Raw genomic sequence first — 23,683 nt, forward strand, 5'->3', positions numbered from 1 at the left:
CAAAGGGGTTCATGCTCATCTTGACGTTGGCGATGTCCACACCCGTGCCGTCCGACTTCACGCGGACCTTGACGTTGTAGTCCACGACACGCTTGACAGGGACCAATACCTTCATTGCTGCGGCTCCTTAATGATTACTGCATTGACGTTTACGTAAACTGGATTCATTTTATGCGGCACCGCAACACTCTCTGCACAATTTTCCAGACAATCTGCCGGAGAACCCTGCAGCAGCCTTCACAAGCGGACAGGCACAAAACGAACGACCGTTCTATTTTATGCACAAGACATGCGAAGTGATGGATGTCGGAAGAGCCCGATCAGGGTAAAACCTAGGAATTGAGCCCTTGAGCGCCATGCCTGCATTCAGACAGGTCTCACGGTAGCACCGCCTGAAAGCCGCCTCGTCGTTCAAATGGACGGGCCTGAGGCGCAAGACCCGCACAGCCCCCTTGCGCGCAGTTCAGCCAGCCACGGGAGGGGTCAGGACCAGCCCGGCTTGCGCTTCTGAGCAAAAGCCTGGGCACCTTCCTGGGCATCGGCATCCAGCATGTTGATGGCCATGGTCTGACCGGCCAGCTCATAGGCCGACTCCAGCCCCATCTCCCGCTGGCGATAGACCAGCTCCTTGCCCATCCTGATGGCCATGCGAGGCTTGCTCACGATGGCCGCCACCAGCTCCTCCACGGCGGCATCGAGCCGTTCGGGCTCGGCCACACGGTTGAGCAGACCGTAGTGCAGTGCCGTCTCGGCGTCGATGATCTCTCCCGTCAGCAGCATCTGCATCGACTGTTTGAGGGGCATGTTGCGCACCAGGGGCACACTGGGCGTGGCGCAAAACAAGCCGTACTGGATACCGCTGGTGGCGAAGCGAGCCTCGCTGCTGGCCACGGCCAGGTCGCATTGCGCCACCAGCTGACAACCGGCAGCCGTCGCGATCCCCTGGACTCGTGCGATGACGGGCACCGGCAGCTTCTGGATGGACAGCATCATGCGGCTGCACTGGGCAAACAGCTGCCGGTAGTAGTCCAGCTCCGTGTGCGTGGCCATATCCTTGAGGTTGTGTCCTGCGCAAAAAGCCCGCCCTTCGGCGGCCAGCACCACCACACGCGCCTGCTCGTCCCTGCCCACGGCGTCCAGCGCCGACTGCAGGGCCGCGAGCATCTCGCTGCTCAAGGCGTTGAAGCGCTGCGCGTCGCAAAGCGTGATGCGCGCCACTCCGCGCGCGTCCTGACTCAGCTGCACCAAGGAATCGCTCATCGCTGTCTCCCTGCTTTCGGACTAGATATCGGCCAATACGCGCACATGCGCCTCCACGCTGCGTGCCAGCGGGTCCATCACATAACCGCCCTCAAGGCAGGAAACAATGCGCCCCTTGGAAAAACGCCGCGCGATATCCTTGATGCGCGCCGTGATCCAGGCAAAGTCGTTTTCCGTCATGCCGAGCTGACCCATATCATCTTCGCGATGCGCATCGAAACCGGCGCTGATGAAGATCATCTCGGGCTTGAAGGCTTCGAGGCGCGGAATCCACATCATCTCGATGATCTCGCGAATGTCCATGCCCTTGGTGTACGCGGCCACCGGCACGTTCAGCATGTTCGGGGCGGGGTCCTTGTCGCCGCTGAACGGATAGAACGGGTGCTGGAAGATGCCGCACATCAACACGCGGGGGTCCCCGGCCAGGATGTCTTCCGTGCCATTGCCATGATGCACATCGAAGTCGATCACGGCCACGCGCTTGAGATGGTGACGCTCCAGCGCATATTTGACGCCCACTGCCACGTTGTTGAAAAAGCAAAAGCCCATGGCCTGGTTGCGCGTGGCATGGTGTCCGGGCGGGCGCACGCTGCAAAAGGCGTTTTCCAGCTCGCCGGCCAGCACGGCATCGGTCGCCGCAAGCGTGGCCCCGGCAGCTCGCAGGGCAGCCTTGAAAGTGTGGCGGTTGATGGAAGTATCGGTGTCGAGCTGCCTGTACTCCGGGCCGCCGGCGGCCAGCTCCTGCTCCAGTCTGTCTGTCAGACCCTGCAGGGCGGCAATCTGCATGGGATCATGCGCCAGCTCAATCTCGGCCAACGAGGCCAGCGGCACATCGCAGCGCTCCAGCGCATCGCCCACGCCGCTGACCAGCAGTCGGTCTTCTATCGCGTCCAGCCGCGCCGGGCATTCAGGGTGACCCGGCCCCATCTCGTGCAACCAGCAATCCCGGTGGGTGAAATAACCTGTCTTGCCCACAGTCATGTCTCCGCTATCGCTTATTTAGGATATGTTCCTGCCATGCATGCACAGAACACAATTATTAATGCGCTTTTGAGTCAGCTTAACACGGTGATGGAGGGCAAGCCGGCTCAGGTCAGAGACGGTGTCGCCTGTCTGCTGGCAGGCGGTCACCTGCTGATCGAAGACGTTCCGGGTGTCGGCAAGACCACCCTGGCCCATGCGCTGGCGCGCAGTTTCGGCCTCCAGTTCTCGCGTGTGCAGTTCACGGCCGACCTCATGCCCAGCGACCTCACGGGCGTCTCCATCTACGACCGCGGACAGGAAGCATTTGTGTTCCATCCCGGGCCGGTATTCGCCCAGGTGTTGCTGGCCGATGAAATCAACCGGGCCAGCCCCAAGACCCAGAGTGCGTTGCTGGAAGCCATGGAGGAGCGCCAGGTCACGACCGAGGGCAAGACCCACAGCCTGCCCGCCCCGTTCTTTGTGATTGCCACCCAGAACCCGCTGGAGCAGCTGGGCACTTTTGCGCTGCCCGAAAGCCAGCTGGACCGATTCCTCATGCGCATCAGCCTCGGCTATCCTTCGCGCGATGCCGAGCGCAAGCTGCTCTCGGGCAATGGCCGCCGCGCCGCCGCCGATGCACTGCTGCCCGTCATCTCGCAGCAGGAATTGCAGCAGTTGCAGGCCGCAGCACTGGCCGTACATGCCAGCGACGCCCTGCTCAACTATGTACAGGATCTGATTGCCGCCACACGCAACGGCCAGTGGTTTGCCCAGGGCCTGTCGCCACGCGCAGGCATCGCGCTGCTGCGTGCGGCCAAGACCATCGCGCTGATGGAGGGCCGCGACTACGTGGCACCCGACGATGTACAGGCCATACTTCCCCAGGTGATTGCCCACCGCCTGGTTCCCGTCGGCCATGCCGGCCGTGGGGCCGTGGAGCAGGTGCGCGCGATGATGCAAGCCGTTGCGCTGTCTTGATGCCGATGGACTTCTCCATGAATTTCCCAGCATGAAGCACCCTGCATCAGAGGGCGAACGGCCAAAGGCATCCAATCTCTTCCAGAGGATCTCTCCCCGCACCAGGGTGCGGGACTGGATGTTTGCACGCCTGCCGCGCAGCGACCAGCTCACGCTGACCCAGGGCAATGTCTACATCCTGCCCTCACGCGCCGGCTGGGCCTTGCTGGCCACGCTGATCGTGCTCTTGATCGCAGCCATCAACTACCAGCTCAACCTGGGCTATCTGCTCACGTTTCTGCTGGCGGGCAGCGCGGCTTCCAGCATGGTCGTGGGCCATGGCAATCTGCGCGGCCTGCAACTGGCCCTCAGCGGCGCGGGTGCCCATGGCAACGCACCGGGCGGCTGCTTTGCCCATGCGCCCTGCCCCCTGCAGATCAGCCTGCACAATGCCCGACGTTCGCGCCGCTGGGGCGTAGGGCTCGCCATGCACCAGCGTCGGCAAAATAGCGATCACTCCGATGCCTGGACCTGGGTAGACATACCCGCGCAGGGCAGCACGACCGTTCAGCTGAGCTTCATGCCCCAGCGCCGCGGCCGTCAGGAGCTGCCCGCCGTCTCCATACTCACGCGCTACCCGCTGGGTGCGTTCCGCGTCTGGGCTCTGTGGCGGCCCCAAGCCCTGGTCTGGGTCTACCCCGCCCCTGAAACCCATCCCCCGCCGCTGCCAGCCGCCAGCCCGGAAGCCGGCGACCGCAGCAGTGCCCAGGTGCGCAGCGGTGACGAGTTCGACGGCGTGCGCGGCTATCGGAATGGCGACCCTCTCAAGCTGGTGGTGTGGAAGAAAGCGGCAAAGTCCTTTGCAGCCGGCGGCCACCAGATGGTCAGCCGCGACCGGCCGATGGCCCACCATCACCGGCTCTGGCTCGATGTACGCCATACCGGTCTGGCCGACCACGAGGCGCGGCTGTCACGCCTTGCCGCCTGGGTGCTGATGGCTCAGCAGCAGGGCCGCACCTGGGGACTGCGGCTGCCCGGCGGTCAGGAGATCGCACCATCCAGCGGTGCACAGCACACCACGCGCTGCCTCGAGGCATTGGCTGCCTGCCCATGAAAAAACACAGCCCCTCCTCACTCCGCAGGCAGTGGTTGCCCCGCGTGTGCAACATCGTTGTTCATCCCGGGGAAGCACGACAATGAAGAGCACCGCCCCACCCGCCCGGCATGCACACGGCAGTTGGCGACAGCGCCTAACGGCCCTGCCGCGCGATGCGCGCGACACGCTGTTTGTGCTCGCCGTCATTGCCTGGATCATGCTTCCGCAAGTCCAGCACACGGCCTGGTGGACCTGCACCTTTGCTGCAGCCCTGCTGCTCTGGCGCGCGCGTCTGGCATTGTCGGGGGCCCCACTGCCCGGCCGCTGGGTGCTGGCAGGCGCACTGACGATTGCGATCGCCGCCACCTGGGCCACGCACAAGACCCTTGTGGGCCGTGATGCCGGCGTGACCCTGATCGTCATGCTGCTGGCGCTCAAGACGCTGGAGCTGCGCGCCCGGCGAGATGCCATGGTGGTGTTCTTTCTGGGCTTCTTCGTGTTGCTCAGCAATTTTTTCTATTCCCAGTCCCTGCCCATCGCCGTGGCCATGGTACTGGGACTGATGGGCCTGCTCACGGCACTGGTCAACGCCCATATGACGGCGGGCAAACCGCCATTGATGCAGGCGCTGCGCACCGCGAGCCGGCTTGCACTCTGGGGTGCCCCCATGATGGTGGTGCTGTTTCTGTTCTTTCCGCGCATGGCACCGATATGGGGCGTACCGTCCGAGGACTTGGCCAGCCGCTCGGGCCTGTCCGAAAACATGCGTGTGGGCGAGGTCGCTGCTTTGGCACTGGACGCCAGCGTCGCACTGCGTATCCGCTTCGACACCCCGGGGGGGCAGGAGCCACCCGCCAATACCCTCTATTTTCGCGGCCCGGTTCTGAGCCTGTTCGATGGCCGCAACTGGCAAGCCGATCCTGTGTCCGACGCCATGACCATGCCTCAGCTGCGCGTGAGCGGCGAACCCATCCGCTATCAGATGCTGATCGAGCCCAGCAAGCGCCGCTGGCTGACGCTGCTGGACGCCGTCAAGACCGAGCCTCAGATTCCGCCTGGTGCCTCGGTGGGCCGGCTGCGCATGAGCTCCAGCCTCCAGTGGCAAAGCTGGCGCCCCATCACCGATGTGCTGCGTGTCGATGCCCAAAGCCACCTCGACTTCAGCCATGGACCACTGCAACTCACGCCCGAGCTCAGACGCTATCTGCAACTGCCGCCTGGCAGCAACCCGCGCACCCAGGCCCTGGGCGAGCAGCTGCGGGCTGAGCTGCGCGCCCAGCGGGGCGCCGATGCGGATACGGACAGGCTGATCGCCGCCGCCCTGCAGCACCTGAAAACCGGTGGCTACACCTACACACTGGAGCCCGGCGTGGTGGACAGTGTCCACACGGCCGACGACTTCTGGTTTGACAGCCGGCAAGGCTTCTGCGAGCACATCGCCTCGGCCTTTGCCGTGCTCATGCGCGGCATGGGAGTGCCCGCGCGCATCGTGACTGGCTACCAGGGCGGCGACCGCAACAGCGTGGACAATTACTGGACCGTGCGCAACAGCGATGCCCACGCCTGGACCGAGGTCTGGATCGCCGGCCAGGGTTGGGTCCGTGTGGACCCCACAGGCGCCGTTGCTCCCAGCCGGGTCGGCCAGTTCCAGCGCCTGAGCGCCCCCCCCGGTGCATTTGCCAGCGCCGTTGGCAACTTCGTCGATACCGGCACGCTGGAAAAGCTGCGTGCCGCCTGGGAAGCTGTCAACAACCGCTGGAACCAATGGGTGATCAACTACACGCAAAGCCGCCAGCTCAATCTGCTGCAGAGTCTGGGCTTCGAATCGCCGGACTGGACGGATCTGCTGCGCCTGCTGGCGGTCAGCCTGAGCGCCCTGGCGCTGCTGTGGCTGGTCTGGACCCGCGCCACACGACCGCATCGCGATGGCTGGAGCCAGCTCATGCACGATGCAAAGCTGCGGCTGCAGCGTGCCGGCATGGCAAGCGGCGCCAGCGACTCGGCGCGCAGCCTTTCGCACCGGGTCCAGGAGCGCTGGACCAAGGAATCAGCGTTCGCGCCCCTGGCTGCGGCCTTATCCGACTGGCTGCTGGACATGGAAAGGCTACGCTATGCGCCATCGCAGGGCAACGAAGCCTCCGAACTCAAGACCTTGCGCCAGCGCTGGCAGTCACTGCGCAGGCAGCGTTGGCCCCATACCCTCAACGAATAAAAACATGAGCACCAAATTCAATAGCAAAAAACGCTTCAAGGCTGACACACTGGGCGCTCTGGTCCTTTGCCTGCTGACCGCGGGCGCCGTCGCCGCACCGGCCCACAAAGCCGTGCGCAAGGCGGCCCCCGTCGCCGCCACGGCTGCAGCCGCTACAGCCCTGGCCTATGCCGGTCGGGGCGACGCCATGCAACTGGCCGACGAGATCGCCGCCCGGCGCGATCTGCCCGCCGACTGGGTGCGTGCGCAGCTGAGCGAAGCGCGCAACCTGCCCGTGGTCACCCGGCTGATGACACCGGCGGGCAAGACCTTTGTGAAGAACTGGACGGTGTACCGCAGCCGCTTCATCGACCCTGTGCGCATCCGCGCCGGCGTGCAGTTCTGGCAGGCCAACGGCCAGGCGCTCGCGCGTGCCGAACAGCAGTTCGGCGTGCCCGCAGAGATCATCGTCGGCATCATCGGCGTGGAAACCATCTACGGCCGCAACATGGGCAACTTTCGCGTGATGGATGCCCTGGCAACGCTGGCCCTGGATTTTCCGCCAGCCCATCCCCGGGCACAGGCCCGCACCGACTACTTCCGTGGCGAACTCGAGCAGGTGCTGGTCACGGCCCGACGCACGGGCAGCGACCCGTTTGCGCTGCGCGGCAGCTATGCGGGTGCCATGGGTCTGGGCCAGTTCATGCCCACCAGCTGGGACAGGTACGCGGTCGACTTTGACGGCGACGGTCGCATCGACCTGTTCAACAGCGCCGCCGATGCGATCGGCTCGGTGGCCAACTACTTCGTCGGCCACGGCTGGAAGCCCGGACTGCCCACGGCTTTCACCGTGGACATGCGCGCCCAGGACGAGAATCTCGCCACCCTGCTCGCACCCGATATCAACCCCACATTCACGGCCGCGCAGATGGCCGAACGCGGAGTCCGAGTACTGGGCGCCGAGAACTACGAGCGCCCGCTGGCCCTGATAGAGCTCAAGAACGGCAGTTCCGGCCCCACGGAGTACATCGCGGGCACCGAGAACTTCTACGCCATCACGCGCTACAACTGGTCGGCGTTCTATGCGCTATCGGTGATCGAGCTGGGACGCGAGGTGCATGAAGCCTATCTGGCCAGCCAGATGGCCTCCGCCAGCAAGAACTAGGTCTCGTGCGACGTGGCCCTGCCACTCGCCTTGCAGTCATCGCCGACCGTGACACTGATGGGGCGAGGCACCCGCGGCAATCAGTGTCATGGCGGCTGTTGGGAGACGGCGCAGCTGGCATGACCGGCTTGGGAAGCCGTGGCAATCCGGCCAGACAGTCCGGGGCTGCGCAGCGGCGGAGGCCCGCAAGGCTCACGGGATCGACGACGCCGGGCTGGCCGGCTCCCGCGCGCCGTCCGTCTAGTGGTAGCTGATCATGTAGGCGAGCGTACCGTTGAACGGACCGGCCGTCACACGGGAAACCCTGCTGCCTGCGACCAGGGTGTAATAGGCTTTGAGATGGATATTGGCGATGCCGCCGCTCAGGGAGCATCGATGTCCAGGCCGCGCTGCGGGTCAGACAAGCGCCGCCAGCGATGGATTCAGCAGGATGGCAGCGGTCAGAAGCGCTTCATCTGGCACTGGCAGGGCAACTCGGCCCTGGCTGCCGCAATCTCGCGCACGACCCTGAAGCCATAGCCCGAGCCTTCCACATCGAAGTCCACGCCGGCGCTGCCTTTTTTCTCCATCATGCCCACCACCAGCGACTGCTGAAACTGGTGGTCTTGCGCACGCATGCTGCCCGAGCGGCCCGCCATCTGCACCCTGGCATGCTCCAGGGCACGGGCCACGGCCGTGGTGTCCGTGCTGCCGGCCTTCTCCAGGCTTTGCGCCAGCGCCTCGATCATGAGCTGCATGCGCATGTGCACATAGTCGTCCTCGGGCCTGGGAAAGCGCTGGCGGAAGGACTGGTAGAAGGCGCGGCTGTCGGCCGTGGGCACATTGGGCAGCCAGTCGGCCACGGCCAGCACCTTGCCCACGCCAGCGTCGCCCAGGGCCGCCGGTGCGCCCAGGGCATTGCCGTAGAAGGTATAGAAGCGCCCTTCGTAGCCAGCCTCGCGCGCGGCCTTGACCAGCAGCATCAGATCATTGCCCCAGTTGCCCGTGATCACGGCCTGGGCACCGCTTTGCTGGATCTTGACCGCATAGGGCGCGAAGTCCTTGACGCGGCCCACGGGGTGCAGCTCGTCGCCTACGATGCGCACATCGGGCCGTTGCACGCCAAGCTGACGCCTTGCTTCACGCAGCACGGCCTGGCCAAAGCTGTAGTCCTGCCCGATCAGATAGGCACTGTGCACGGCCTTGTCGTCCTTGATGACCTCCATCAGCGCAGCCATGCGCATATCGGCATGGGCGTCAAAACGGAAATGCCAGAAGCTGCAGCGCTCGTTGGTCAATGCCGGGTCCACGGCCGAATAGTTGAGGTATAGCACCCGACGCGAGGGGTCGCGGCTGTTGTGCTTGTCGATGGCATCGAGAAGCGCCGCCGCGGTGGCCGACGAATTGCCCTGCATGATGATGCGTGCGCCATTGTCAATGGCTGCGCGCAACGCCGACAGCGCCTCTTCGTTCTGGCCTTTGCTGTCATAGCGCTCGATCATCAGCTGATGCGCACCGTCGGCCAGGCGCACGCCGCCGCGCGCGTTCACACGCTCCGTCGCCCAGAGCAGGTTGCGGAACACGGCCTCGCCCGTGTTCGCAAACGGGCCGGAAAGGCTCTCCACCAACGCCAGCCTGATGGGCTGCGCAAGCCCGGACCTGGCAGCCGCCGCCGCAGCGCCGGCAAGACCGAACGGCACGCATAGTAGTGGCAACTGCAGGTATTTCAAGGCATCACGGCGCAATTTATTCATCAAAAAAATCTCTTGAAATGCGCTTGCCACCACCTACCTATGAACCAAGCGGCAACAACGCAAGCCGCGCAGTTTAAAGGAGTTAACCACCATGTTCTTCGCCCCTGTGATGAGCCGCAATACCTTTGTATCCCCTCGCGCCGCCGACCTGGCCCTGCAACGTTTTCTGCAGGATGCCCTGGGCGCCGCAAGCCCCGCACAGCGCCAGGTTCAGGTCAGCCGGGATGACCAATCCACCACCCTGACCCTGGATGTACCCGGGCTGGCTCGGGAACAGCTCCAGCTCTCGCTGGATGGAACTGTCGTCAAGCTCGAAAGCGTGGAAGGCGCGGCCCGCCAGGTCAGATACCGCTGGGATCTGGGCCATGAAATCGACGCAGCCAACAGCAAGGCCAAACTCGAGCATGGAGTGCTCACGCTAAGCCTGGCCAAGCTCGAGCCCCAGAGCAAGGCCGTTACGCTGAGCATCGAATAAGCGCTGCTTTTCGCCTACCGGTCTGCCTCATCCTTTCTTCCATCTCCTCTTAGCGGGGCCGACCGGAAAGCACAAGCCCGCAATGCCGATGCACTGCGGGCTTTTTTCCGCTCAATTAACTGGCAGTTGCCGGAAACCGGACTGATTCGGCGTCTTGACCTACAGGCACAGACTGCCGGAGCGTGTCGTGCAGCCATCTTCAATTCCTACACTGTGGTTTCAGCCGGGTGCGCCAATGCCGCACCGCCTTCCAACCCGTTTGAGGAATTCCCCCATGGCCAAAGTGCTGGTTCTCTACTACTCCATGTACGGACATATCGAAACCATGGCGCAGGCCGTGGCCGAAGGCGCCCGCAGCGTCAGCGGTGCCGAGGTCACCATCAAGCGCGTGCCCGAAACCATGCCCGAAGATGTCTTCAAGAACGCAGGCGGCAAGGCCAATCAGGCCGCCGAGGTCGCCACCCCAGCCGAGCTGGCCGACTACGATGCCATCCTGTTTGGCGTGCCCACGCGCTTTGGCAATATGCCGGGCCAGATGCGCAGCTTTCTCGACCAGACCGGCGGTCTCTGGGTCAAGGGGGCCCTGATCAACAAGATCGGCAGTGTCTTCACCTCGACCGGCACCGGAGGCGGCCAGGAAATGACGGTGACCAGCACCTGGGCGACACTGGCCCATCACGGCATGCTCATCGTGCCGCTGGGCTATCCCCTGCCCGAGCAGACCAGCCTGAGCGCAGTCAAGGGCGGCAATTCGCCCTATGGAGCCTCGACGATTGCGGGCGCCGATGGTTCGCGCCAGCCTCATCCCGACGAGCTGAGCATTGCCCGCTACCAGGGCCAGAATGTCGCGAAACTGGCCGTAAAGCTTGCAGGATAAGCGCAGGCAGCCATGAAAAAAGCAGCCACCTGGGCTGCTTTTTTGCGGTACGGAATCACCTGAGCGAATCCAGCGGCCAGCGCGGCTTCACATCAAACGCATATTCATGCAGTGCCTGCTCGCGTCCCGCCTGTATGCGCATGGCGGCAGCCATGGCAATCATGGCGCCGTTGTCGGTGCATAAATGCAGCTCGGGGTAATGCACGCGGATCTTGTGCTTGGCACAGGCTTCATTGAGCTGCTGGCGCAACAGCCTGTTGGCGCCCACACCTCCCGCCACCACCACCCGCTTCATGCCGGTCTGCTTGAGTGCCGCCATGGTTTTCCTGACCAGCACATCCACAATCGCGGCCTGCGTGCTGGCTGCCAGATCGGCCTTGCGCGCTTCGAGCTCGTCCCCCAGCTTCTTGGCCTGGGTCAGCACAGCCGTCTTGAGGCCGGCAAACGAAAAGTCCAGGTCACCCGAATGCAGCAAGGGGCGAGGCAGCTTGAAGGCCTGAGGATCGCCGCCCTCCGCCAGCTTCGAGAGCACGGGGCCACCCGGATAGGGCAAGCCCATGAGCTTGGCCGATTTGTCGAAAGCCTCGCCCGCCGCATCGTCGATGGTTTCACCGAGGATTTCATATTCGCCCACGCCGTCCACACGCATGAGCTGGGTGTGGCCACCCGAGACCAGCAAGGCCACGAACGGGAACTCCGGCGGGTCGGCACTGAGAAAGGGCGAGAGCAGATGGCCTTCGAGGTGGTGCACGCCCAGCACGGGCTTGTCCAGCGCGGCCGCCATGGCACAAGCCGCACCGGAGCCGACCAGCAATGCCCCGGCAAGGCCTGGGCCGCGTGTGAAGGCAATCACATCGACCTTGTCGAGCGTCTCCCCGGATTCGGCGAGCACTTTCTCGGTCAGCGGCAGCACGCGGCGGATATGGTCGCGGCTGGCAAGCTCGGGTACGACGCCGCCATAGGCGCGGTGCATTTCGATCTGGCTGTGCAGCGCATGACTCAGCAAGGCGGGCACACCTTGGCCGTCCGGGGTGCGCACCAGGGCCACACCGGTTTCATCGCAAGAGGATTCGATTCCCAGGATCAGCAAACTCATGGCCGCAAGTGTAGAACCAGCGCCTCGCAGATGCAGAAAAGGCGGACATTAGCCCTGCCCGCCCTCGCTACTCAAATCATAGCAACTTATGGTTGATTCACATTGGGTGTACCGGATATATAGTGTTCCAGCTGATGGATCGTGAACTGCTGGGACGAGATGATTTCCTTGACGATGTCGCCGATGGAAATCAGCCCCTGCAGCTCGCGAGACTCGTTGATCACGGGCAGATGGCGCATGCGATTGCTGGTCATCAGCGACATGCACTCCTCGCTGGTCTGACGCGGCAGCACGCAATGCACCTTGCGCGTCATGACCTCGTCCACGCGCGTGCTGGCCGAGCTTCGGCCCTGCAGTGCGATCTTGCGCGCGTAGTCGCGCTCGGTCACGATGCCTGCGATCTCGCCACCTTCGAGCACCAGCAGCGCGCCAATGCTTTTTTCCGCCATGAGCTGCAGTGCAGCCAGCATGGTGTCGGAGGGAGAAACGCTGTAGATAGTGCTGTTGCCCTTGGCGCGCAGAATTTCGGCGACGGTCGTCATCTGGTTCTCCTTTCTGGATCGGCCTGTCATGCAAAACGCATCACGACATGACCAGTGTGAGAATCCTGCTGCATTGCGGCAATCAGGCTATGCCCGTATACAAAAACAAAAAAGGCAGCCAGAGCTGCCTTGATACTGTCACGCCATCCGGGCTCAGCGTCGACCGCCCAGCAGTCCCGCGCCCAGCTTGAACAGATCTCCGGCATCCAGCTTGCCGTCACCATTCTGATCGAGCAGGCTGCCGAGGATGCCTCCTGCCGCACCGCCTTGCGACTGGATCTGGCCGCGCTCCTGATCCAGGGCACTTCCCAGGTCGCCGGCCCCCATGCCCTGCGACTGGACGCGATTGGCCAGAAAAGACATCACCAGCGGAGCCAGCAGGGCCAGCAACTGACCCGCATTGCCACCCAGGCCCGTGGCCTGGCCGAGCTGGGATTCGGCCTGCTGGCGCTGGCCTCCGAAGATATTGCCCAGGATGGCGCCTGCATCCAGCTGGGAGTTGCCGGCACCGGAGCCGCCCCCCAGCACCGAGCCCAGAATGCTGCCCAGGCCGCCGGCCGCACCGGTACCGCCGCCCAGCAGTCCACCGAGTCCGCCCAGCAGACCGCCCATATCCAGAGCCCCGTTGGCGCTGCTGTGATCGCGCTGCAGAGCGCCGAGCAGATCGGCCGCGCCCTCGGGCTGGGCCGCGTTCTGGCCCAGTGCGCCAAACAGCATGGGCAGCGCCACGCCTACGGCCTGCTCGGCCTGCACGGAGTCGATGCCCAGCTGCTGGGCCAGGCCCTGCATGGGAGCGCCCTGCAACTGGCCCATGAGTTCGTCGGTCAAAGATGCGTTCGCGGTCATGTCAACACTCCTCAAAAACAGCGCACATGGTACGCGCGCTCCGTGTCCCGAAATGTGACCAATGTTCCTCCGCTGCACAAGCCCCTACCCGGCTATCGACCATGGTCCAGGGCCGCAGCTCCGGTTCCGGGCCCGAGCGGCCGCACGCCACGACCGGCCCGCTCAGAAGGAATGCGAGATGCCGGCGAGCAGCGAGCGCGGCGTGCTGCCCTTGTCAACCGAAGGCCCGGCATTGCTGGCGCTGTTGATGGTGAAGGCTGCATCCGCCTCGTTGCGAATCGTGGAGAGGCCCGCATAGAGCCTGGTGCGCTTGGACAGCGCGTGGTCGTAGCGCAGGCTCAGGGCACGGGCATCGCTGTTGGCCCGCGCACGCCCCTGGAACTGGCCATAGGACAGCAGCACCTGCCCTGCCACGCCGACAGGAATCGTCATGCTGGCTTCGAAGAACCGCCCGCGCTTGCTGACGGCATCGGGCAGATCGTCTTCGCGGGTGGACAGCAGCAAGGCCGCCCTGGCCAGCTTGAAATCATAGGAGCCGCCCAGCAAGCGATAGCGGTCGGTGTTCTGGGCCGTGGTGCGGCGCTCCCACTGCGAGGCCCCCAGGCTCCAGGGACCGCGCGTGTAGTCCAGCGAGCCGCCGAACTGGCGCCCCACATTGGTGCCGGCGTTCTCCCCGAACGAGTACATGCCCCGCACCACCAGTCCTGCCATGGAAGCCGACTGAAAGCGCAGCGAGTTGTCGGCGCGCAGCACTGTGCCGTCACGGAAATAGTTGGCGGCATTGCCCCAGATCAGGCCCGTCAGGGCATAGGAAGCCAGCGAGGTATGAAACGTGGTGTAGTGGCGGCCCACCGTCAGTTGACCCCAGTCTCCGCCCATGCCGACAAAGATCTGTCGACCAAAGGCGAGCCCGCCCTGACCGCGCTCGCCGGTATCGGCATTCAGTCCGGCTTCCATCACGTACAGCGCACGCAGGCCGCCGCCCAGGTCCTCGGTTCCGCGAACGCCCCAGCGCGAGCCCGCCAGGACACCGCTTTCTGCACGCAGGGTGCGGCCCGCGCCGGTGGACACCGACTCGGCGGCCATGTCCACCACGCCGTACAGCGTGACCTGGGATGTGGCGGGCGCAGCGGTCTGAGCCTGAGCCAGCGAACAGGTGGAGATGAAGGCAGCGGCCACAGCCAAGCCTCCCGATTGCAAGGATGTCATGAAGTCTCTCTTTTTTTACTAATGGATGGGCCGCACAGCAGATTCCTGCCGCTGTCGCGCCGCTGACAGCGGCATCCGCCGCAGTTGCGGGGATGCCGTGTGGAAGTCCGGCGCCTCAGATGGCGCCGGCCGCGCTCATTCGAGGCGGATGTTCTTTTGCGTGATCAGGCTGCCGTAGATGCGTGCATCGTTGTCGATGCGCCTGGCCAGCGAGGCGGCGCTGGTGTCGTCGATGCGCCAGCCCTGGGCCAGCAGCTTGCTGCGGATATCGGGAGCATGAAGAATCTTTTCCAAGGCCGCGGCCAGCCTGGCGCGATGCTCGGCGGGCATGGAAGCCGGTGCCATGACTGCATTCCAGACTTCGATGTCCACATTGCCGGCACCAATCTCGGGCATGGCCGGCACACCGGGCGCCAATGGGCTGCGCTTGCTGGAACTCACGGCCAGGGCGGCCAGCTTGCCGGACTGGACCAGCGGCATGACGGTAGAGGCCGGCAGCAAGGCCATCTGCACCTGATCGCCCATCAAGGCGTTGACCACGGCCGGTCCGCCGTTATAGGGCACATGCTGCAGAGTCAGGCCCATGGCTTCCTTGATCAGCTCCACGCCCAGATGGCCACCGGACCCCGTGCCCACCGAGCCATAGTTGCCCTGGGTCCCGGTCTTGAGCGCCTTGAAGTAGGCCCCTGCATTCGCGGCCATGGACTTGGGAGCCACCAGCACCAGAGGGGCCGAACCGATCATGGCCAGCGGTGCGAGATCCTTGACCGGATCGTAGGGCAGCTTGCTGTAGAGAAACTTGGAGCTGGTCAGCGGGCCGTTGCCGATCACGCCAATGGTGTGGCCGTCGCCGGCTTTGGCGACGGCGTCAGCACCGATATTGCCGCTGGCCCCTCCTTTGTTCTCCACCACCACAGGCTGGCCCAGGGCCTTGGACAGGGGCTCGGCCAGCAATCGGGCCTGCACATCGGGCGAAGAGCCGCTGGCATAGCCGACGATCAGACGTATGGAGCGGGTGGGCCAGTCAGCCTTGCCCTGGGCCAGGGCCACCAGGGGCAGGCAGGCAGCGGCGCACAGCAGCAGGGCAGCCCGGCGCACGGGCATCGATTTTCTTGTCATCTTCATGTCTCCAGAATCTCGGTCTCAGTCTCGGATCAACAATCGGCGTATCCGGCCATCAGTTCCATCATCGGTGGCAGGCGTCCGCTGGCGGGCAGGGCCAGCTGCGAACGGTGCACCCGGGTTTGCAGGCCATAAGCCTGCTGTGCAGGCGTTTCGAGGTGATGCGCCTGCATTTGGTCGGCCCACCATCGGGCGCCTTGGGTGCATGCCGTTCCGTCCAGATGCTCGGCCAGCATGACCACCGTGACTTCCCCCTGGGCCTGCTCGGCAATGCGCTCGCCGCCCACGGGGTAGTGCAAGGAACGCTCCACAGGCACCACACCCGCCATGACCCGCAGCAGACGTCCTTGCTGCACCGCCTGCTCGGCCCGGCAGGCTGCATCGGCAGCCCAGGCCTGTACATCGTTGGTGACGGCCTTGAGCGTCGTCAGCGCCGCACCGCTGGATGCGCCAGCCTGGACCTGCAATAGGCAGGGCCTGCGCATGAAGGCACTCAGGCGCGGCCTCATGCGTGCCGACCAGGGCGTGGGATGGGCGATCACATCCGCGTACGCGGCCGAGTCCAGGGCCGCCAGAGACTCCAGACCGTAGAGCGTGAAGTATCCGCAGGCGCCGACATAGCGATGGCCGTAGACAAAGCCCGGCAAGCCCACGCGCTCGGGCACATGCTCGAACGCATGCCAAGCCTCGTATTCTGCGCGAGCCTCGGGCCGGTCGATGTCGTTCCACAAGGCCAGGAAGGCGGTGCTCATGACACAGAACCCGCGCCGGGTTGAATCAGTACCTTGCTCGCCAGCCGTGCGCGCGCCAGCTCAAACCCCTGCCCGGCCTGCGCTAGCGGCACGCGGTGGGTGATCATGAGGCGCAGCTGATCCTGATGGGTCTGCATGAATTCAACGACTTCCAGCCAGCAGCGCTCCGGCGTGCGATAGGAGCCGCGCAGCTGCTGATGACGTCGCACCAGGGCCGTCAGATCCAGCGGCACGGGGGCTGAGTGAATGCCGGCAATCACCAGCACACCATGGGTCTTGAGCGCTCGCAGGGCCGGTGCCAGCACAGCCGCCGCCCCGGTGGCCTCGATCACCACATCAAAGAGCGCTTCCTGCGTGTATGCGGCAAGGGCTTCGTCGATGTCCTGCCCCTCGAAGTCCAGCAAATCCTCGAACCCCATGGAGCGCAGGACCTCCAGCCGCGCGGCATCGCCATGGCCGGCCACCACCACCTGGGCCGCCCCTGCGGCACGCGCAAAGAGCGCAATGCCTTGGCCGATATTGCCGGGCCCCAGGATCAGCACGCGATTGCCGGGCTGGACATTGCCCGTGCGCACGGCTTCGAAGCTCACCGACAGCGGCTCGGCCAATGCGGCAACCTCAGGGTCCACGCCGTGTGGAATCGGCACGCAATTGCGCAGGGGTACCGCGACATATTCGGCAAAGCCGCCATGACGCATGACACCGATGCCACGGCGGGTGGTGCAGGCATCGAAGTCGCCGGCACTGCAACTGGAACATCTGCCGCAGGTGACCGAAGGCCGTACGGCCACCAGCTGGCCCAGGGGCAGATGCTCGGCCCCCTCGCCTCTGGCCACGATCTCGCCGCTGAACTCGTGGCCCACGGTCACCGGCAGCGCGGCCTGCAGAAAGTGATAGCTCGCCGTCCAGGCATCGATATGCAGGTCCGTGCCGCAAACACCGGTGGAATGCACCCGCAGCAGCACCTCGCCTGGAGCAGGCGACGGCATATCGACCTCGTTGAGCTTCAGTCCCTTGGCGGACTCGGTTTTTTGCAAAGCTTGCATGGGACACGCAATGCATGCGTGGGCATGCATCTCAAAACAAACAGGATGGGCAGTGTTGCCTTGCTTGATCCATATGTCCAACACTGAATTTATATAAAAACCATACCTACAGGATATGGATAATCCGGTCATGGAACTGAGACATCTGCGCTACTTCGTGGCAGTGGCCGAGCAGGGCAACGTCAGCCGGGCGGCCCGCAAGCTGTTCATCGCCCAGCCCCCGCTGTCACAGCAGCTCAAGCAGCTCGAGGACGAAGTCGGCGTCCGGCTCTTCAAGCGCCTGCCGCGCGGCATGCAGCTGACGGCTGCGGGCGAGTCGCTACTGGAGGATGCGCGCGCCATCCTGGCGCGTGCCGAGCAGGCCCCGCTGCGCGCGCGCAATCGCGAAAGCAGCCGCCAGACCGTGCTGCGTCTGGGGCTGGTGCCTTCGGCCATGCAGTCGCTGCTGCCCGGCCTGCTGCGGGCCGTGGCAGCGGCCGGCTGGGAGGTACAGATCGAAGCCCGCGAAATGATTTCATCCCAGCAGCAGCGGGCCTTGCGCCAGGGCGAGCTGGAGCTCGGCTTTGCCCGCCCCGGCCACGGGGAGGCCGACGAGCTTGAGCTGGCCAGCATCGACGACCCCTACTGCCTGGCGGTTCCAGCCGCGCATGCTCTGGCCGGTGGCAGCGGAATGCTGGATCTGCAAGCCGCCGTGCATCAGCCCTTCGTGGGCTTCACCCGCTACCAGGACACCGATTACTTCGACCGCACGGTCGCGCTGTGTGCCGAGGCCGGCTTCACACCGTTGATACGCCACGAGGCCGGTCAGCTGGTGAATGTGCTGGCGCTTGTGGCATGCGGCCTGGGGGTGGCCATCGTGCCGGCGTCCTTCGCGATGTTTCATCGCGAGCAGATCGTGTTCCGGCCGCTGCGCGCTTCGCGCCAGGTCAGCCGGCTCGCCGTCCTGGCCTCTGACCCAGCCCTGAAGAGCAACCCCATGCTGGGCCTTGTCGCCCAGCTGGCAAAGGCCCAGCTACAGGAGCTCGCGGCGCAGCTGGCGCAACAGGGAGCCACGGAGTCTCGATCACAGCCGGTTTGATTGATATAACCAAATCGTCTGACAACACATGGTTTTTATAGCGACAATTGCGTTAATCATGAGCATCAGCCACTACATCAAGGAAATCGGTCGCGGCACCAAGGGCGCGCGCTCTCTTTCGCGGGACCAGGCCTGCGATCTGATGGGGCAGGTGCTGGACGGCAAGGTCAGCGACCTGGAGCTGGGCGGCTTTTGCATTGCCATGCGCTTCAAGGGCGAGAGCGCCGAGGAACTGGCGGGCTTTCTGGACGCCACCCAGCAGCGTCTCCCCGCATGGCCGCAGGCCCATGAGGCCCAGCCCGTGGTGGTCATCCCCAGCTACAACGGCTCACGCAAGCTGGCCAACCTCACGCCGCTGCTCGCAGGACTTCTGGCACAAAAAGGCCTGCCCGTGCTGGTGCATGGCAGCCATACCGAGGACCGGCGCCTGGGTACGGACCAGGTGTGGCGGCAGCTGGGCTGGAGCACGCTTGAGCGTCCCGCCCCCCTGGGCAGCGGCGACAAGGTCTGGATGCAGACCCGTCATCTGCTGGCGCCGCTGGATCGGCTGCTGCAGATTCGCCGCCAGATGGGCCTGCGCAACCCCGCGCACAGCATCGTGAAGCTGCTGGACCCCATCCATGGACCCGGCACCGCACAATCCGGGCTGGTGCTGGCCAGCTACACCCATCCAGCCTATGCCCAGCCCATGCTCCAGACGCTGGCCCTGCGCGCGGCCAGTGCGCTGCTGGTACGCGGCACGGAGGGCGAGGCCGTGGCCGCCCCCCACCGCGAACCCGTGAGCACGGGCGTGATCGCCGGAGAAATCTGCTTCGAGCGCTCCTCGCTGCATAGCAGCCAGCTCACATCCGGCGCGCAGAGCAGCGCCCCGGAACAAGATCTGGATGCCGAGCAGACGGCCCGGCTGACGATGGACATTCTGAACGGCCAGCAACCTGTGCCGGCGCCGATCGCGCAACAATTGGAACAGATACAGGCCCTGCACCGGGCCATGCAGGCCACAGATGCCGGCGCAGCCGCCTGCCGCGCCGCATTGCAGGCCTATAACCGCAGCCCCGACTGAGATACCCCGTCATGACTGTCATTTCGACCCACCCCCATCAGCGCGGCTCCTGCACCCTGGTCGGTGCCGGCCCCGGCGATCCCGAACTGCTGACCATCAAGGCCGCCAAGGCCATTGCCGCAGCCAGCGTGCTGTTTGTCGACGATCTGGTCAGCGACGGCGTGATGAGCCACGCCTCGCCTGCTGCCCGCGTGGTCTACGTGGGCAAGCGCGGCGGCTGCAAGAGCACCCCCCAGGCCTTTATCGAAAAGCTCATGATTGCGGCCGTGCAGGACGGCGAACGCGTGGTACGCCTCAAGGGGGGCGATCCCTTCATCTTCGGCCGGGGCGGCGAGGAGGTGGAGCATCTGCGCGCAGCCGGCATCGAGGTGGACGTGATCAACGGCATCACCTCCGGCCTCGCGGGCCTGAGCAGCCTGGGCGCCCCGCTGACCCACCGCGACCGCGCGCATGGCGTGCTGTTCATGACCGGCCATGCCAAACCCGGCGACAGCGGCCCCGACTGGCGGCTGATCGCCTCAACGGCCCATGCCGCCAAGCTGACGCTGGTGATCTACATGGGAGTGAGCAGCGTCGAGCGCATCAGCAGCGAGCTGCTCAGCGGCTTGCCCGGCAGCACGCCCGTGGCCGTGATCCAGCATGCCAGCCTGCCTCACCAGCGCCATGCACTGACTTTCCTGAAGGATTTGCCTCAGAGCATCGCCGAGCACGGCCTGGGCAGCCCCAGCATCATCGTCGTCGGCGATGTGGTCCAGGGCATTGCCGCCTGGCAGAAGCACTCTCAGGCCGTGCCGCAATCAGAGGCAGCCTGAGCGGCGCCCGCTTCCCGGGCAGGGCTGCGGCTTCCGACCGAGACTGCGATCCGGTGCTGCCGCCGAGAGGCCATGCCTTGCACTGCGGTGGCTACGCGGATCAGGAGGTACGCGTTTCGGCGAAGCGCTCGGCCAGCTCCTTGCGCAGCTCCTTGCGAATGATGGCAGCGTTCCAGCGGCGCTTTTCCTCGTCGGTCTCCAGCTGCAGCGCAGGCACGGGAGCAGGCTTTTTGTCATCATCCACAGCCACCATGGTGAAGAAGCAGCTGTTCACGTGGCGAACCACCTGGCTGCGGATCTCCTCGGCGATCACCTTGATGCCGATTTCCATGGACGACTTGCCGGTATGGTTCACGCTGGCCAGAAACGTCACCAGCTCGCCCACATGAATGGGCTGCAGAAACATCACCTGGTCCACGCTCAGCGTCACGACATAGCGCCCCGCGTAGCGGCTGGCGCAGGCATAGGCGACCTGGTCCAGCAGTTTCAGGATGGCGCCGCCGTGCACATTGCCGGAGAAGTTGGCCATGTCAGGCGACATGAGCACGGTCATGCTCAGCTGGTGGGATGGTGTATTCATGGGGCGCGATTCTAGAAGTGATCCCTGGCACATGCAGGGGCCCGCCGCATATCCCAACAGGACCACGGGCTGGCGGCTGCGCAGGCATCACGATCCCCGCATTCCGGGACTTTGTCATCCCCTCAAACCCCGTTGAGCAGCCATCTGGGACAATGGCCGGCTTTGTTGTTCGTGCCCCAGCGCCCTGCCCGCCGTGTCCTCCACCCCACAGGTCTCCTTCCAGATTTTCGACGCCATCATCATCGGTGCCGGTGCCGCCGGCCTGTTCTGCGCGGCCCGGGCCGGCCAGCAGGGCCTGAAAGTGCTGCTGATCGATCATGCGCCCAAGGTGGCCGAAAAGATCCGCATCTCGGGCGGCGGGCGCTGCAACTTCACCAATCGCGATCTGGACGTGCGTGCGCCGCACAGGCATTTTGTCGGGCAGAACCCACAGTTCTGCCGCTCGGCCTTGTCGCGCTTCACGCCAGCCGACTTCATCACGTTGATGGACAGACACGGCATTGCCCATCACGAAAAGCACAAGGGCCAGCTGTTTGCCGACCATTCGGCCGAGGACATCATCGCCATGCTGCTGGCCGAGTGCACGGCGGGCGGCGTGCAGCGCTGGCAGCCTTGCCAGGTCAGACAGGTCGTGCTTTCGCCATCAGATGCCGAGAGCGCTGGCAGCTATCAAGTGCAAACCGATCGCGGCATGGTGCAGGCTGCCAATCTGGTCATTGCCACCGGAGGTCTGAGCATTCCCAAGATCGGTGCCACCGACTTCGGCTACCGGCTGGCCCAGCAGTTCGATCTGCCGCTGATCGAACGCACGCCCGGCCTGGTGCCCATGACCTTCGATGGCGAAGGCTGGCTGCCCTACGCGGGCCTGGCCGGTCTGGCCCTGCCCGTGGAAATCAGCACCGGCAGCAAGAAGGAGCGCATGAGCTTCCACGAGGATCTGCTGTTCACCCATCGCGGCCTCTCCGGTCCTGCGGTACTGCAAATCTCCAGCTACTGGAAGCCCGGCACCCCGCTGCAGATCAACCTGCTGCCTGGCGTGGATCTGGCCGAGGTGCTGGCCCAGGCCAAGCTCCACTCGCGCAAGCTGGTGGTCAACGAGCTGGCCGCCCACCTGCCCGCGCGCCTGGCCGATGCCTGGGTCGGTCGCATGCCCGAGCTGCAGCGCCCCATCAACGAGGCCAGCGACAAGGCACTGACCAGGCTGGCCGAACAGCTGTCGCGCTGGGAGATCACCCCCACGGGCACCGAAGGCTATAAGAAGGCCGAGGTCACGCTGGGCGGTGTGGACACCAGGGTGCTGTCCCAGCAAACCATGGAGTGCAAGACCCGGCCGGGCCTGTACTTTATCGGCGAGGTGGTCGACATCACCGGCTGGCTGGGGGGCTACAACTTCCAGTGGGCCTGGGCCAGTGCAGCCGCCTGCGCCCAGGCCATGGCGGAAAAGCGGCCAATGCCGGCCTGAGCAGCGACAGTCGAAGCGAAAGCTGCCATGAACAAAGGGGGGTTGAACCCTCCTTTCGGGCTGTCTGCCCGAGGCTCACCATCCCTTCAGGCGGGAAATTCCAGGCCTGCATAGTGCTCGGGCACCTTGAGCTGCCCGGAGGCGATGGACGCGGATGCCCTTGCCACGCGCTCGCGCACAGCGGGCGCCACTGCCGGGCCCATGGTCAGGCGCACGGCCGCCGGATCGCTCAGACCGATCTTGCGAATACCCGGGCCGGGCGCACCGCGCTCCTGCATGTCCTTGACGGCCAAGAACACACCCATACCCACATCGGCCCAGGCCGAAGCGACAAACACCTGCGGATCCACCGTGGTCCAGTCGATCACATTGCCGATCTGGCGCGTGCCCGCCTCGCGGCAGGCCTGGGTCACACCATCGCGGCCGGCGTTGAGCATGGTGAAGATCACATCGGCGCCGGCAGCCATCTGGGCCCTGGCAATGCGCAGCGACAGGGCGTTGTCGTCCTGATCGCCCGAAAAGTTCGTCAGCAATTTGACCCTGGGATCGGTATCGCGCACGCCGGCCGCATAGGCAGCACGCCCCTTGAGACCCGGCGGAACGCGAATGCCCGACATGTGGCCGACCACACCGGTCCTGGTGGTCAGCGCCGCCAGCACGCCGGCCAGATAGGCCGACTCTTCCTGCAGCACGTCATAGCTGCAAAGATTGCTCCCCTGCACCGCGCCCTGGGTCACGACGAACTGAGTCCTGGGAAAGCGCGCCGCGACCTCGGCTGCGGCCTGATTGTTCTGCCCGCCATGGGCAATCACCAGTTGCGCCCCCTGCTCGGCCAGTTGCGCGAGAGCCGGCTCCAGCAACTCCTTTCTGGGCGCCATGCCGTCGAGAAACCGGGTCTGCACGCCCAGTTCCCGGCGGGCCTTTTCCAGACCGTGCCAGCCGGCCTCCATGAAGCCCCTGTCGCTGCGCGAGCCGGCAAACAGGCCGCCCACCACCAGAGAGCGGCCGGTCGCAGCCGCGCCGGGAGCCTGGGCCCTGCCAGCACAGGCCGTCAGCGCCAGCAAGCCGGGGACGGCGATGGCCGAAGCCATCCATTGACGACGCGAAACCAATGAGGGATGAGAAACGCTGGACAAGATAACAGCTCCTTGGACACGGAAAAACAGGGATGCGCAAAGGCACCAGGCCACTCGCCTCCTGACTTGAGTCAAGAAACAGAGCCCCAAACTGTATGCAATTTACGTGCACAAAATACTCCCCACAAACCCCAGAGGCACGATGGGCCGCGTGGTGCCCGGACAGCAGCGCGCTCCCGCATTGCCCATCCGGCAACGCGCCCTAACGCACTCGCCCGGAGC

General features: G+C 64.9%; 22 protein-coding genes and 1 pseudogene. 10 read left to right on the forward strand and 13 right to left on the reverse strand.

From position 1 onward, the window contains the following. From E2583_RS00585 to E2583_RS00595, 3 genes and pseudogenes are all read right to left on the reverse strand, one after another. Positions 1–115: pseudogene (locus E2583_RS00585) on the reverse strand (electron transfer flavoprotein subunit beta/FixA family protein); the annotation flags it as partial. A 368-nt stretch (positions 116–483) separates the two neighbouring features. Further along, positions 484–1,260, reverse strand: coding sequence for an enoyl-CoA hydratase (locus E2583_RS00590; protein WP_291592188.1), 777 nt, complete (start codon positions 1,258–1,260; stop codon positions 484–486). A 21-nt stretch (positions 1,261–1,281) separates the two neighbouring features. Beyond that, positions 1,282–2,241, reverse strand: a complete 960-nt coding sequence (locus E2583_RS00595) for a histone deacetylase family protein (RefSeq protein ID WP_291592190.1) — start codon at positions 2,239–2,241, stop codon at positions 1,282–1,284. Positions 2,242–2,277: 36 nt separating this feature from the next. Between E2583_RS00595 and E2583_RS00600 the strand changes: the two genes are divergently transcribed. The 4 genes from E2583_RS00600 (at position 2,278) to mltB (ending at position 7,632) form a co-directional block, all read left to right on the forward strand. After that, entirely contained in the window at positions 2,278–3,201 is a 924-nt protein-coding gene (locus tag E2583_RS00600; RefSeq protein WP_291592192.1) for an AAA family ATPase, read from the forward strand. Between the two features lie 31 nt (positions 3,202–3,232). Continuing rightward, positions 3,233–4,294 carry a DUF58 domain-containing protein gene (locus E2583_RS00605; protein WP_291592194.1) on the forward strand — a complete coding sequence of 354 codons (1,062 nt, stop codon included), beginning with the start codon at positions 3,233–3,235 and terminating at the stop codon, positions 4,292–4,294. A gap of 82 nt (positions 4,295–4,376) precedes the next feature. Continuing rightward, positions 4,377–6,488 (forward strand): DUF3488 and transglutaminase-like domain-containing protein, encoded by a 2,112-nt coding sequence (locus E2583_RS00610; RefSeq protein WP_291592196.1) that lies wholly within the window; start codon positions 4,377–4,379, stop codon positions 6,486–6,488. A 4-nt stretch (positions 6,489–6,492) separates the two neighbouring features. Next, a complete protein-coding gene (mltB, locus tag E2583_RS00615; RefSeq protein WP_291592198.1) occupies positions 6,493–7,632 on the forward strand; it encodes a lytic murein transglycosylase B in 1,140 nt (379 codons plus the stop codon). Positions 7,633–8,072: 440 nt separating this feature from the next. On the opposite strand, the gene E2583_RS00620 is transcribed toward mltB, so the two are convergent. Further along, entirely contained in the window at positions 8,073–9,365 is a 1,293-nt protein-coding gene (locus tag E2583_RS00620) for a branched-chain amino acid ABC transporter substrate-binding protein (protein ID WP_291592199.1), read from the reverse strand. Positions 9,366–9,456: 91 nt separating this feature from the next. Here E2583_RS00620 and E2583_RS00625 point away from each other — a divergent pair, with 91 nt between their 5' ends. Beyond that, positions 9,457–9,840 (forward strand): Hsp20/alpha crystallin family protein, encoded by a 384-nt coding sequence (locus tag E2583_RS00625; protein ID WP_291592201.1) that lies wholly within the window; start codon positions 9,457–9,459, stop codon positions 9,838–9,840. A 274-nt stretch (positions 9,841–10,114) separates the two neighbouring features. Beyond that, positions 10,115–10,717, forward strand: a complete 603-nt coding sequence (gene wrbA / locus E2583_RS00630; protein WP_291592202.1) for an NAD(P)H:quinone oxidoreductase — start codon at positions 10,115–10,117, stop codon at positions 10,715–10,717. A gap of 55 nt (positions 10,718–10,772) precedes the next feature. Here the strand turns inward: wrbA and tsaD are convergent, their stop codons facing one another. The 7 genes from tsaD to E2583_RS00665 all read right to left on the reverse strand — a co-directional run bounded on the left by tsaD (position 10,773) and on the right by E2583_RS00665 (position 17,330). Further along, the gene (gene tsaD, locus E2583_RS00635; protein ID WP_291592204.1) at positions 10,773–11,813 is read right to left on the reverse strand and encodes a tRNA (adenosine(37)-N6)-threonylcarbamoyltransferase complex transferase subunit TsaD; all 1,041 of its coding nucleotides are present in this window, start codon (positions 11,811–11,813) and stop codon (positions 10,773–10,775) included. An 86-nt stretch (positions 11,814–11,899) separates the two neighbouring features. Continuing rightward, a complete protein-coding gene (locus E2583_RS00640) occupies positions 11,900–12,355 on the reverse strand; it encodes a CBS domain-containing protein (RefSeq protein WP_291592206.1) in 456 nt (151 codons plus the stop codon). 153 nt (positions 12,356–12,508) lie between these two features. Next, positions 12,509–13,201, reverse strand: a complete 693-nt coding sequence (locus tag E2583_RS00645) for a DUF937 domain-containing protein (RefSeq protein WP_291592208.1) — start codon at positions 13,199–13,201, stop codon at positions 12,509–12,511. Positions 13,202–13,363: 162 nt separating this feature from the next. Continuing rightward, complete coding sequence (locus E2583_RS00650) at positions 13,364–14,410, reverse strand: porin (protein WP_291592210.1); 1,047 nt, start codon at positions 14,408–14,410, stop codon at positions 13,364–13,366. A 135-nt stretch (positions 14,411–14,545) separates the two neighbouring features. After that, complete coding sequence (locus E2583_RS00655; protein WP_291592322.1) at positions 14,546–15,514, reverse strand: tripartite tricarboxylate transporter substrate binding protein; 969 nt, start codon at positions 15,512–15,514, stop codon at positions 14,546–14,548. Between the two features lie 50 nt (positions 15,515–15,564). Then, on the reverse strand, positions 15,565–16,284 hold the full coding sequence (locus E2583_RS00660; RefSeq protein ID WP_291592212.1) for a hypothetical protein: 720 nt from the start codon (positions 16,282–16,284) through the stop codon (positions 15,565–15,567). After that, positions 16,281–17,330, reverse strand: a complete 1,050-nt coding sequence (locus tag E2583_RS00665; protein WP_291592214.1) for an alcohol dehydrogenase catalytic domain-containing protein — start codon at positions 17,328–17,330, stop codon at positions 16,281–16,283. Before E2583_RS00665 ends, E2583_RS00660 begins: the two co-directional genes overlap by 4 nt. Positions 17,331–17,460: 130 nt before the next feature. Here E2583_RS00665 and E2583_RS00670 point away from each other — a divergent pair, with 130 nt between their 5' ends. Genes E2583_RS00670 through cobA form a run of 3 tightly spaced genes read left to right on the forward strand, consistent with a single transcriptional unit; the run spans position 17,461 to position 20,283 of the window. Further along, positions 17,461–18,408 carry a LysR substrate-binding domain-containing protein gene (locus tag E2583_RS00670; protein ID WP_291592215.1) on the forward strand — a complete coding sequence of 316 codons (948 nt, stop codon included), beginning with the start codon at positions 17,461–17,463 and terminating at the stop codon, positions 18,406–18,408. 58 nt (positions 18,409–18,466) lie between these two features. After that, positions 18,467–19,471, forward strand: a complete 1,005-nt coding sequence (gene ybiB, locus E2583_RS00675; RefSeq protein WP_291592216.1) for a DNA-binding protein YbiB — start codon at positions 18,467–18,469, stop codon at positions 19,469–19,471. Between the two features lie 11 nt (positions 19,472–19,482). Further along, complete coding sequence (gene cobA / locus E2583_RS00680) at positions 19,483–20,283, forward strand: uroporphyrinogen-III C-methyltransferase (protein ID WP_291592218.1); 801 nt, start codon at positions 19,483–19,485, stop codon at positions 20,281–20,283. Between the two features lie 100 nt (positions 20,284–20,383). Here cobA and E2583_RS00685 read toward each other — a convergent pair whose 3' ends face one another. Further along, positions 20,384–20,863, reverse strand: a complete 480-nt coding sequence (locus E2583_RS00685) for an acyl-CoA thioesterase (RefSeq protein WP_291592220.1) — start codon at positions 20,861–20,863, stop codon at positions 20,384–20,386. A 193-nt stretch (positions 20,864–21,056) separates the two neighbouring features. Between E2583_RS00685 and E2583_RS00690 the strand changes: the two genes are divergently transcribed. Next, positions 21,057–22,325, forward strand: coding sequence for an NAD(P)/FAD-dependent oxidoreductase (locus E2583_RS00690; protein ID WP_291592222.1), 1,269 nt, complete (start codon positions 21,057–21,059; stop codon positions 22,323–22,325). An 86-nt stretch (positions 22,326–22,411) separates the two neighbouring features. On the opposite strand, the gene E2583_RS00695 is transcribed toward E2583_RS00690, so the two are convergent. Next, on the reverse strand, positions 22,412–23,461 hold the full coding sequence (locus tag E2583_RS00695; protein ID WP_291592224.1) for a BMP family protein: 1,050 nt from the start codon (positions 23,459–23,461) through the stop codon (positions 22,412–22,414). Between the last annotated feature and the right edge of the window lie 222 nt (positions 23,462–23,683).

It is taken from the genome of Comamonas sp., assembly GCF_009360615.1.
Taxonomy (GTDB): Bacteria; Pseudomonadota; Gammaproteobacteria; order Burkholderiales; family Burkholderiaceae_C; genus Comamonas.

What these genes read in the sequence shown, in the direction of transcription:
- E2583_RS00665 (WP_291592214.1), bottom strand. Translation starts at nt 17,330, where the DNA reads ATGCAAGCTTTGCAAAAAACCGAGTCCGCCAAGGGACTGAAGCTCAAC.
- ybiB (WP_291592216.1), top strand. Translation starts at nt 18,467, where the DNA reads ATGAGCATCAGCCACTACATCAAGGAAATCGGTCGCGGCACCAAGGGC.
- E2583_RS00645 (WP_291592208.1), bottom strand. Translation starts at nt 13,201, where the DNA reads ATGACCGCGAACGCATCTTTGACCGACGAACTCATGGGCCAGTTGCAG.
- wrbA (WP_291592202.1), top strand. Translation starts at nt 10,115, where the DNA reads ATGGCCAAAGTGCTGGTTCTCTACTACTCCATGTACGGACATATCGAA.
- E2583_RS00625 (WP_291592201.1), top strand. Translation starts at nt 9,457, where the DNA reads ATGTTCTTCGCCCCTGTGATGAGCCGCAATACCTTTGTATCCCCTCGC.
- E2583_RS00590 (WP_291592188.1), bottom strand. Translation starts at nt 1,260, where the DNA reads ATGAGCGATTCCTTGGTGCAGCTGAGTCAGGACGCGCGCGGAGTGGCG.
- E2583_RS00605 (WP_291592194.1), top strand. Translation starts at nt 3,233, where the DNA reads ATGAAGCACCCTGCATCAGAGGGCGAACGGCCAAAGGCATCCAATCTC.
- E2583_RS00670 (WP_291592215.1), top strand. Translation starts at nt 17,461, where the DNA reads ATGGAACTGAGACATCTGCGCTACTTCGTGGCAGTGGCCGAGCAGGGC.
- cobA (WP_291592218.1), top strand. Translation starts at nt 19,483, where the DNA reads ATGACTGTCATTTCGACCCACCCCCATCAGCGCGGCTCCTGCACCCTG.
- E2583_RS00685 (WP_291592220.1), bottom strand. Translation starts at nt 20,863, where the DNA reads ATGAATACACCATCCCACCAGCTGAGCATGACCGTGCTCATGTCGCCT.
- E2583_RS00600 (WP_291592192.1), top strand. Translation starts at nt 2,278, where the DNA reads ATGCATGCACAGAACACAATTATTAATGCGCTTTTGAGTCAGCTTAAC.
- E2583_RS00655 (WP_291592322.1), bottom strand. Translation starts at nt 15,514, where the DNA reads ATGCCCGTGCGCCGGGCTGCCCTGCTGCTGTGCGCCGCTGCCTGCCTG.
- E2583_RS00610 (WP_291592196.1), top strand. Translation starts at nt 4,377, where the DNA reads ATGAAGAGCACCGCCCCACCCGCCCGGCATGCACACGGCAGTTGGCGA.
- E2583_RS00620 (WP_291592199.1), bottom strand. Translation starts at nt 9,365, where the DNA reads ATGAATAAATTGCGCCGTGATGCCTTGAAATACCTGCAGTTGCCACTA.
- E2583_RS00595 (WP_291592190.1), bottom strand. Translation starts at nt 2,241, where the DNA reads ATGACTGTGGGCAAGACAGGTTATTTCACCCACCGGGATTGCTGGTTG.
- E2583_RS00640 (WP_291592206.1), bottom strand. Translation starts at nt 12,355, where the DNA reads ATGACGACCGTCGCCGAAATTCTGCGCGCCAAGGGCAACAGCACTATC.
- E2583_RS00650 (WP_291592210.1), bottom strand. Translation starts at nt 14,410, where the DNA reads ATGACATCCTTGCAATCGGGAGGCTTGGCTGTGGCCGCTGCCTTCATC.
- tsaD (WP_291592204.1), bottom strand. Translation starts at nt 11,813, where the DNA reads ATGAGTTTGCTGATCCTGGGAATCGAATCCTCTTGCGATGAAACCGGT.
- E2583_RS00660 (WP_291592212.1), bottom strand. Translation starts at nt 16,284, where the DNA reads ATGAGCACCGCCTTCCTGGCCTTGTGGAACGACATCGACCGGCCCGAG.
- mltB (WP_291592198.1), top strand. Translation starts at nt 6,493, where the DNA reads ATGAGCACCAAATTCAATAGCAAAAAACGCTTCAAGGCTGACACACTG.